Genomic DNA, 8,024 nt, shown 5'->3' with positions numbered 1-8,024 from the left:
CGGCTATTACGACAGCCATATCCGCGACGAATCGAGCTACACCGTCGGCCTCGCCGCCGCGATCGACGAGGCGATCGCGATCGGCAAGGCGACCGGCATGCCGATCCACATCAGCCACATCAAGGCGCTGGGCGTCGACGTCCAGGGCATGGCGCCCAAGATCATCGCCAAGATCGACGCCGCGCGCGCCGCCGGGGTCAACATCACCGCCAGCCAATATCCCTGGTCGGCGTCGGGCACGAGCCTGGTCGCGTCGCTGATCCCGCTCTGGGCGCAGGACGGCGGCCGGCCGGCATTGCTCAAGCGGTTCGACGACCCCTCGCTCACGAAAAAGCTGCGCGACGGCATCGCCGAGGACATGCGCAAGCGCGGCGGCCCGCATTCGCTGCTGATCACCGAAGGACAATGGCGCGGCAAAAGGCTCGACGAGGTCGCCGCGGCGATGAAGACCGACCCGATCTCGGCGGCGATCGCGGCGATCCGCGTGCACGATGCCGGCGTGGTCTCGTTCAACCAGAGCGAGGCCGACATCGCGGCGTTCATGAAACAGCCCTGGGTGATGACCGACAGCGACGCCTCGAGCGGCCATCCGCGGGTGTGGGGCACGTTCGCGCGGAAATACGCCAAATATGTCGTGGCGGATAAGGTCATCTCGCTGCGCGATTTCCTCGATCGCAGCTCGACCGAAACCGCCAAATGGTTCGGCCTGGCCGGGCGCGGGGAATTGAAGCCGGGCGCCTTCGCCGACGTCGTGGTGTTCGATCCCAAGACTTCTGCCGCGCAGGCGACCTATGAGCAGCCGACGCTACCGGCGACCGGCGTGAAGACGGTGGTCGTCAATGGCAAGGTGGCGGTCGACAACGGCAAGCTGACCGGCATCGCCGCCGGCCGCGCGCTGCCGCACACGCCGACGCCGGGAACGTGCTCATAAACAGGCCCTCACCCTTCCGGCGCTGCGCGCCTCCCTCCCTCTCCCGCATGCGGGAGAGGGAAGGGGCCCATCGCGCCAGCGATGGGAAGGGTGAGGGTCTGTGAGCGTCGTCCGCTTCTGGTTCGCCATCCCGCTCTGGCAGCGTGTCGTCGGGGCGCTGATCCTCGGCGTGGTCTTCGCGCTAGCCTGGCCGGCGGGCGCGCCCTATGTCCAGTTCCTCGGCGACCTGTTCGTCCGCGCGATCCGCATGCTGGTCGCGCCGATCGTGCTGGTGACGATCGCCGCCGGCATCACCAGCCTCGCCGATCCCAAGCAGCTCGGCAGCCTGGGCGCGCGGACGATCGGGCTGTTCGCCGCGACCACCGCGATCGCGGGGTCGGTCGGCATGCTGGTCGCGACCGTCATCCGGCCCGGCGCCGGCGCGCCGCTCGGCACCGCCGCGCCGCATGCCTTGGGCTCGCCGGTCACGCCTTATGACCAATTGATCGGCATCGTCCCGCTCAACATCGTCGACGCCTTGGCCAAGGGCGACATGCTCGCGCTGATCTTCGTCGCGATCCTGTTCGGCGTCGGCACCGTGCTGACCGGCGAGGCGGGCAAGCCGTTCGCCAATTTTCTCCAGGCGACCTCGGCGGTGCTGCTCAAGGTGGTGACGATCGTCATGGAGGCGACCCCGTTCGGCGTGTTCGCGCTGATCGCCAACGCGGTCGCGGCGAACGGCGCGGCGGTGTTCGTCCATGTCGGCTGGCTGGCGCTGGCGGTGGTCGCCGGTTCGCTGATCCAGATGTTGGTGGTGCACAGCCTGTTGCTGCGCTTCGTCGCCAGGCTGCCGGTCCTGCCTTTCTTCCGCGGCATCGTCGATGCCCTGGTCGTCGCTTTCTCGACCGCGTCGAGCGGGGCGACCCTGCCGGTCGCGATGCGCGTGTCGGAAGACAATCTCGGGATCAGCCGTCCGGTCTATTCGACCGTGCTGCCGCTCGGGGCCAGCATCGGAAAGGACGGCACCGCGATGTATGTCGGCCTGCTCAGCCTGTTCGCGCTCCAGGCGTTCGGCACGCCGCTGACGCCGTCGGTTTACGCGCTCGTGCTGCTGACCGGATCGCTCGCCGCGTTCGGCACCGCGCCGGTGCCGTCCGCCTCGCTGTTCATGCTCGCCGCCGTGCTGTCGGCGGTCGGCATCGCGCCCGAGCAGACCGCGCTGGTCGTCGGCTTCGTCCTGCCGTTCGACCGCTTGCTCGACATGACGCGCACGGTGCCCAGCGCCTGCGCGAATCTGACGGTCGCGACCACCGTCGCTCGCTGGCAAGGCGAGATCGACGAAGCCGTCTATCGCTCGGCCAGCGATGAGTGACGCCGATCTGATCGAAGCGAGCCTGATCGCGCTCGAGGGTCGCGAAGCCGCGATGCGCGACCTGTTGTTCGACCGCTTCTTCGCGCGCTATCCCGATCGCCGCGCGCTCTTCCTGCATGTCGCCGCGACCTCAGTCCGCATGACCGACGAGACGTTGCAATGGATGTATGGCCTCGCTCGCGACCGCAAATGGGTCTGGAGCCAGGTCGCAGAGCTGGTGTTCAATCACCGCAATTACGGCGATCTCGGCCAGGACGAATATGACGCGTTTGTCGATTTCGCGATCGATGCGCTGCGCGACACGATCGAGGCGTGGGACGCCGCGACCGAATCCGCCTGGCGGCGGCAAGCGGCATCACTCAAGACATTGGTCGCGCGGGCCCGCGCCGAATGGGCGGCGTCGCCGCTCGCTTATCCCTGATCAGGAGATCGCCAGATGACGAAATATGCCCTGCCCTTCGTCGCCCTGCTGGCGGTCGCCGCGCCCGCCGCGGCACAAAATGCCGACCTTACCGCGCGGGTCGAAAAGGTGCTGGCGACGATGGCCGGGCCGGGCACGCGCTTCGGCATCGTCGTGGTCGACGACCAGGGCCATGACGTCGTCGCGATCAATCCCGACCAACGCTTCATCCCGGCGTCGAACACCAAGATGTTCACCACCGCGACCGCGCTCGAAATGCTGGGCGACCTGACCCAGCCCGACACCACCGGCGGCGCCGCGGTGCGGCTCGACGGGCGCAACGTGGTGCTGATCGGCAACGGCGACGCGCGGCTGTCGGGCGCCGACGATTGCACGGTCGATTGCCTGACCATGCTGGCCGACGCGGTCGCCAGAAAGACGCATGTGGTCGGCGACGTGATCGGCGACGATACCCTTCTCCCCGACGAGCGCTGGGGCCCGGGGATGAGCTGGAACAACATCCCGACGCGCTCGGGCACGGCCGCCTCGGCGCTGACGATGGACGACAACGAATTGCCGGTAGTCGTCACGCCGGGCGCGGCCGGTACGGTGCCCAAGGTCGAGTTGCCGTCTTATTACACGGTCGACAATCGGTTGATGACGGTGCCGGGGACGAAAAGCGCCGTCGAATTCGATCGCGCGCCCAACGGTTACGAGCTGCGCCTGACCGGCACGATCGGCGCCGATGCCAAGCCCGAGAAATTGCGCGTCGGGATCGACGATCCCGCCCGCTATGCCGCTTGGCGCTTCGCGCAATTGCTGAGAGCGCGCGGGGTCAAGGTCACCGGCAAGGTGGACGTCCGCCATCGCCCGCTGATGCCCAGCGACAATCCCGCGATCCGCGGCAGCGCGCCGCCCGCGCGCCCGCCGCTGCCGCCGGTGCTCGCCAAGCTGACCCCGCCGCCGCTGCTCGACGACATGCATCTGACGATGAAGGTCAGCCAGAACCTCCATGCCGAATTGTTCCTGCGGCGCGTCTCGCTGGTCGCGGGGAGCGGGTCGATCGCCGACGGCCAGGTCGCGGTACGCGCGATGCTGGCCAAGGCCGGCGTGCCGCGCTGGACCTTCGATTTCTCCGACGGCTCCGGCATGTCGAGCTACAATCGCGTCGCGCCGCGCGGCGCGGTGATCATGCTGCGCTGGATCGCCGCCCAGTCCTGGGGCGCGGCATGGCGCGAGACGCTGCCGGTCGGCGGGGTCGACGGCACGCTGGCGCGGCGCTTCGGCGGCACTGCGCTCGACCATAAATTGTTCGCCAAGACCGGCACGCTCAACGCGTCCGCCGCCTTGTCGGGCTATATGATCGCCAAGAGCGGGCGGACGCTGACCTTCTCGACCTATGCCAACGACATGCCGCCGGGAGTCGAGGCGACCAAGGCGGTGGACGCCGCGCTGGAGCTGATCGCGTCGGAGAATTGAGGGGCGCCGGTACGCCAAGCCTCTCCAGGACGTCCCCGGCGGCGCAAAGGCGCCCGCTTTCACGCGCCGATGACATTGAGGAAATTTGAACCGACCGCTCGCTACATCGAGGCATGACTGGAAAGGGATATTCGGACGAACTCCAACGGGCACTCGCTCGACCGGATGTCGATGCGATGATCCGCCAGATCGATGCCTATGCCGACTATTTCGAGCGCGGAGCGGCTGACCGCCCAGACGATCGCTCGGACGACTTCGAAGAAATCATCACCTGTTATCATGACGATCCCGAAAAAGCGTTCGCCTATGTGATCATCGCCGCCGCGCGCACGGACGATGCCGCCTTTCTTGCCCACTTCGGTTGCGGTCCGCTCGAGGATGTCCTCCGCGATCCATCGTCCGAATTGCTGGAGCGGATCGTCGCGGAGGCCCGAAAATCGGCACGCTTCCGCTGGCTGCTCAGCAATCCCTTCAAGGCGGCGATCGCCGAGCAGGCCTGGCAGGCGATCGAACGCTTTCGCATCACCGGGCCGCATGAAGAACCGTCGCTCGACCTGTTGCCGCCGCGACAGGTGAACTGACGGGGCACATGCCGGCGAATATCCGCCATCTGGAACACGATCATTCGGCGATCGGATCAATCGCGTAGGGCCAGTCACGAGCGCGATCTGACCGATCGGACCCGGGCCTCCATGCCAACACAGACTAGCGGATATTCGTCGGGCAGGTGCGGATAGAAGTGGACGGACCATATACTGATTTGCAGAATCGTCCGTTATTGGGTGGGAAGCGGTCATTCACCAAAGACGTGAGTGATCGCTTGAAGATGACGATCTAGCTCAGCGTTCAACGGAAAACTTTCTTCCGGATTTTCGCGCCAAACGCCGAAATCGGGAAGCCCGCGTGCGAACTTCATCATGTCCGCCCATGCTTCTTTCGCTTCGTTGAAACTGGTTGGGCGTGCTTCGTCCAAGATTGCCAGAATGTTTTCGATATTTCTTGCCAGATCGTTCCGCCGTTCGCGAAGCAGGATCGCTCTCAGGGCGATGAGCTGCTCGAATACGCCGTATTGGTCTTCCATGCCTTCGCTTTTACGGCTCGTTTCAAACGTCGGCAAATGGGTTCCCCGCGACGTCCGCAATTGGGTCGGAAGCTGCCATCAGGATTTGCTTGTCCTATCCCACGCCGTGATCACCGCATCCCCGGTCGCTGGCCGCAGCTCGAAGATGCTCTTCGACGCCTCGCTGTGCCGCGACGGATGGACGCGGTTGGTCAGCAGGGTCCAGGCGATGCCGCGGTCGAAATCGACCCACAGGCCAGTGCCGGTGAAGCCGGTATGGCCGATCGTCTCTGCCGAGCAAGCCGCGCCGCCCGACCAGCCCTCGAAGCGGCGCTCCCAGCCGCAGGTGCGATGGCCCTGGATCGGCGTGCGGATCGCCGCGAGCATGGGCGGCGACGCGCCGCTTCCGTCGAGCAGGCCCAAGGCGAAATCGAGCACGCCCGCGACCGTGCCGAACAGCCCGGCATGGCCGGTCTGGCCACCCATCGCGGCGCAATTCTCGTCATGCACTTCGCCCTTCAGCACGCGCTCGCGCCAATGGCAGAACTCGGTCGCGACGGCGGGGCCGGGCGGCGGGCCGTAGCTGAGGCCAGTCCCTAGCGGCCAGGCCGAGAGCGGCTGCCCGGTGATCCGCTCGATCGCGATGCCGAGCAGGATGAAATTGATGTCCGAATAGACCGGCGGGCCGTGCCGCCATTCGCGCTGCAGCACGAACGCGCGCAACCGCTGCGGATCGTCGCCATAAATGTAGATCGGCTCGACCGCGGGGAGGAAGCTGCGGTGCGCCAGGCAATCGCGGAAGGTCAGCTTGCGCTCGGTGGCGTTGGCGACGTCGTACTGGCGCAGATCGGGGATCGCATCGGTCAGCGGCCGGTCGAGGTCGAGCCTGCCCTGGTCGGCTAGCGCCAAGATCATCGTCGTCGTCGCGACCACTTTCGACACCGAGGCGAGGTCGAACCAATGGTCCAGCGTCAGCGTCTCGGGCTCGGGCACCAAAGCGGCCATGCCGGCGTGAGTGACCCAGCGCCGCCCGTCGGCGGCGACCACGCCCAGCGTGGCCCCCGGGATGCGGCCGGCCGCAACCGCAGCCGCCGCCGGCGCGAAGGCTTGCTCGATCATGCCGCCACCGCTTCCGGAAAGCCCGGATCGTCGTCGGGACGCGGCCTGGCGCGGACGATGAACGGCAGCAGGACGAGCACCGCGACGCTCATCGTGCCGGCCATGATGAAGAAGCCGTCATAGCCGATCGCTTTCTGGAAAATGCCCGACAGCCCGGCCAGCAGCCTGGGGATCAGGAAGGCGAGGCCCGAGAACAGCGCATATTGCGCGGCCGGGTAGCGCGGGTTCACCAGCAGCGAGAGATAGACCACGAACACCGCGCCTTCGAACCCGTGCCCGAACTGATCGACCGCCATCGCCAGATAGAGATCGAGGTCGCCGGCCGTGACGCCGAGGCCGAACAGCGAGAACAGCACCGGCCCGCCCGGCGCCTGATGCGCGAGCCAGGCGAAGATCCAGTTGCTGAGCGCCGACATCACGCCGCCGATCACCAGCGACCAGCCCATCGACACCCGGGCCGCCAGCAATCCGCCCAAGGTCACGCCGAGCAGCCCCGATACCAGCGCGACCACGCCATCCGCCGCGCTGATCTGCTTGAGGCCATAGCCCAGGGCGTTGAACATCGGGTGCGACAGCGTGTTGGCCATCACGTCGCCGGTTCGATAGATCGAGATGAGCAACAGGATCGGAATGACGACGACGCCATAGCGCCACGCCACGTCGACATAGGGTCCCACTGCCGCCGATCGTCGCAATGGCGCTTGCCAGGGCAACGTTCGCAGCCAGGGCACCGCCGCGCCGAGCACCACGAACGGCAGCAATCCTATCCCGGCCACCCAATATTTCATGATGTCGGGGTTATCCATGCCGACCGACCCGATCGCCGACATCAGCAGCCAGCCCACGACCGCCGTCGCTGCCGTCGCCGCCGCGATCATCACCGCGCTGGCCAGCAAGCCGGTGAGCAGCGCCGTCGCCCGTCCTCCGCCGCGCCCCGGCTCGGGCGACATCGCGCTCAACACCGGAAACGGCAGGAAGGCGAGGAGCGCGATCGCCAGGTAGGCGACGGTCCAATTGGCCTCGGCCGCGATGTAGATCGCGCCCCCGCTGGCCGCCACCATGGAAGCGCGATAGCCCCATTGATTGACCGCGACGAGCGGTCCCTGCTCTTCCGCGGTGGGGGCCAGTTCCACGCGCCAGCCGTCGGCCGCGATCTCCAGTGTGCTCGTCCAGAACGCGAGCAGCAGCGCGAAAAGCGCGGTCAGCGGCAAGCTCGCGTCGGTCGAGGTGAAGGCCATCCCGACGGTCGACAGGAAGATGCCGAGCTGCGCCACCATGATCCAGCCGCGTCGCCGGCCCCAGAACCGGCCGAACCCCGGCATGTCGTATTTGTCGAGCAACGGCGCCCAGGCGAACTTGAAGGTCGGCAGCAGCGATACCCAGGCGAAATAGCCGATCGTGACGATGTCGACATCGTGTCGCGCCAGGCGCAGGAACAGCACGGTGCTGAACATGTAGAAGGGCAACCCGGCGGAAAAGCCCAGCAACGTGTAGAGCGCCAGCCGGCCGAAGCCCGGCCGCAGCGCCGACCCACGTGCCTGACCGTCGGTCGCCGCCATCGTCACGCGCGGGATCCGGTCGGGCGGCGGCGGGTCGCGTGCGGCATCTGTGTTTTTCTCCTTCTCGTACCGTGGCATCCGACGCTGATCGGGCCACGACCATGGCCGCTGTGTTGCAGTCACGC

The 8,024-nt window shown here is 66.9% G+C and carries 8 protein-coding genes; 5 read left to right on the top strand and 3 right to left on the bottom strand.

What is annotated here, in order from left to right; all coding sequences use genetic code 11:
• The 5 genes from ACTHJR_RS07860 to ACTHJR_RS07840 all read left to right on the top strand — a co-directional run.
• On the top strand, positions 1-931 hold a 931-nt coding region (locus tag ACTHJR_RS07860; protein WP_440522572.1), incomplete at its 5' end, for an amidohydrolase family protein.
• 100 nt (positions 932-1,031) lie between these two features.
• On the top strand, positions 1,032-2,282 hold the full coding sequence (locus tag ACTHJR_RS07855; RefSeq protein WP_440522571.1) for a dicarboxylate/amino acid:cation symporter: 1,251 nt from the start codon (positions 1,032-1,034) through the stop codon (positions 2,280-2,282).
• On the top strand, positions 2,275-2,703 hold the full coding sequence (locus ACTHJR_RS07850; RefSeq protein WP_440522570.1) for a hypothetical protein: 429 nt from the start codon (positions 2,275-2,277) through the stop codon (positions 2,701-2,703). Before ACTHJR_RS07855 ends, ACTHJR_RS07850 begins: the two co-directional genes overlap by 8 nt.
• A gap of 15 nt (positions 2,704-2,718) precedes the next feature.
• A complete protein-coding gene (gene dacB / locus ACTHJR_RS07845) occupies positions 2,719-4,161 on the top strand; it encodes a D-alanyl-D-alanine carboxypeptidase/D-alanyl-D-alanine endopeptidase (RefSeq protein WP_440522569.1) in 1,443 nt (480 codons plus the stop codon).
• A 113-nt stretch (positions 4,162-4,274) separates the two neighbouring features.
• Positions 4,275-4,742: a DUF6869 domain-containing protein gene (locus tag ACTHJR_RS07840; protein WP_440522568.1), complete on the top strand. Its 468-nt coding sequence runs from the start codon at positions 4,275-4,277 to the stop codon at positions 4,740-4,742.
• A gap of 212 nt (positions 4,743-4,954) precedes the next feature.
• Here ACTHJR_RS07840 and ACTHJR_RS07835 read toward each other — a convergent pair whose 3' ends face one another.
• The 3 genes from ACTHJR_RS07835 to ACTHJR_RS07825 form a co-directional block, all read right to left on the bottom strand.
• The gene (locus ACTHJR_RS07835) at positions 4,955-5,242 is read right to left on the bottom strand and encodes a hypothetical protein (RefSeq protein WP_440522567.1); all 288 of its coding nucleotides are present in this window, start codon (positions 5,240-5,242) and stop codon (positions 4,955-4,957) included.
• Between the two features lie 78 nt (positions 5,243-5,320).
• On the bottom strand, positions 5,321-6,340 hold the full coding sequence (locus tag ACTHJR_RS07830) for a serine hydrolase domain-containing protein (RefSeq protein WP_440522566.1): 1,020 nt from the start codon (positions 6,338-6,340) through the stop codon (positions 5,321-5,323).
• A complete protein-coding gene (locus tag ACTHJR_RS07825; protein ID WP_440522565.1) occupies positions 6,337-8,022 on the bottom strand; it encodes a permease in 1,686 nt (561 codons plus the stop codon). Before ACTHJR_RS07825 ends, ACTHJR_RS07830 begins: the two co-directional genes overlap by 4 nt.
• Between the last annotated feature and the right edge of the window lie 2 nt (positions 8,023-8,024).

This window comes from Sphingomonas sp. (assembly GCF_051962185.1).
Classification (GTDB): domain Bacteria; phylum Pseudomonadota; class Alphaproteobacteria; order Sphingomonadales; family Sphingomonadaceae; genus Sphingomonas.
This window is presented reverse-complemented; position numbering and strand designations above follow the sequence as displayed.

What these genes read in the sequence shown, in the direction of transcription:
- ACTHJR_RS07850 (WP_440522570.1), top strand. Translation starts at nt 2,275, where the DNA reads ATGAGTGACGCCGATCTGATCGAAGCGAGCCTGATCGCGCTCGAGGGT.
- ACTHJR_RS07830 (WP_440522566.1), bottom strand. Translation starts at nt 6,340, where the DNA reads ATGATCGAGCAAGCCTTCGCGCCGGCGGCGGCTGCGGTTGCGGCCGGC.
- dacB (WP_440522569.1), top strand. Translation starts at nt 2,719, where the DNA reads ATGACGAAATATGCCCTGCCCTTCGTCGCCCTGCTGGCGGTCGCCGCG.
- ACTHJR_RS07835 (WP_440522567.1), bottom strand. Translation starts at nt 5,242, where the DNA reads ATGGAAGACCAATACGGCGTATTCGAGCAGCTCATCGCCCTGAGAGCG.
- ACTHJR_RS07840 (WP_440522568.1), top strand. Translation starts at nt 4,275, where the DNA reads ATGACTGGAAAGGGATATTCGGACGAACTCCAACGGGCACTCGCTCGA.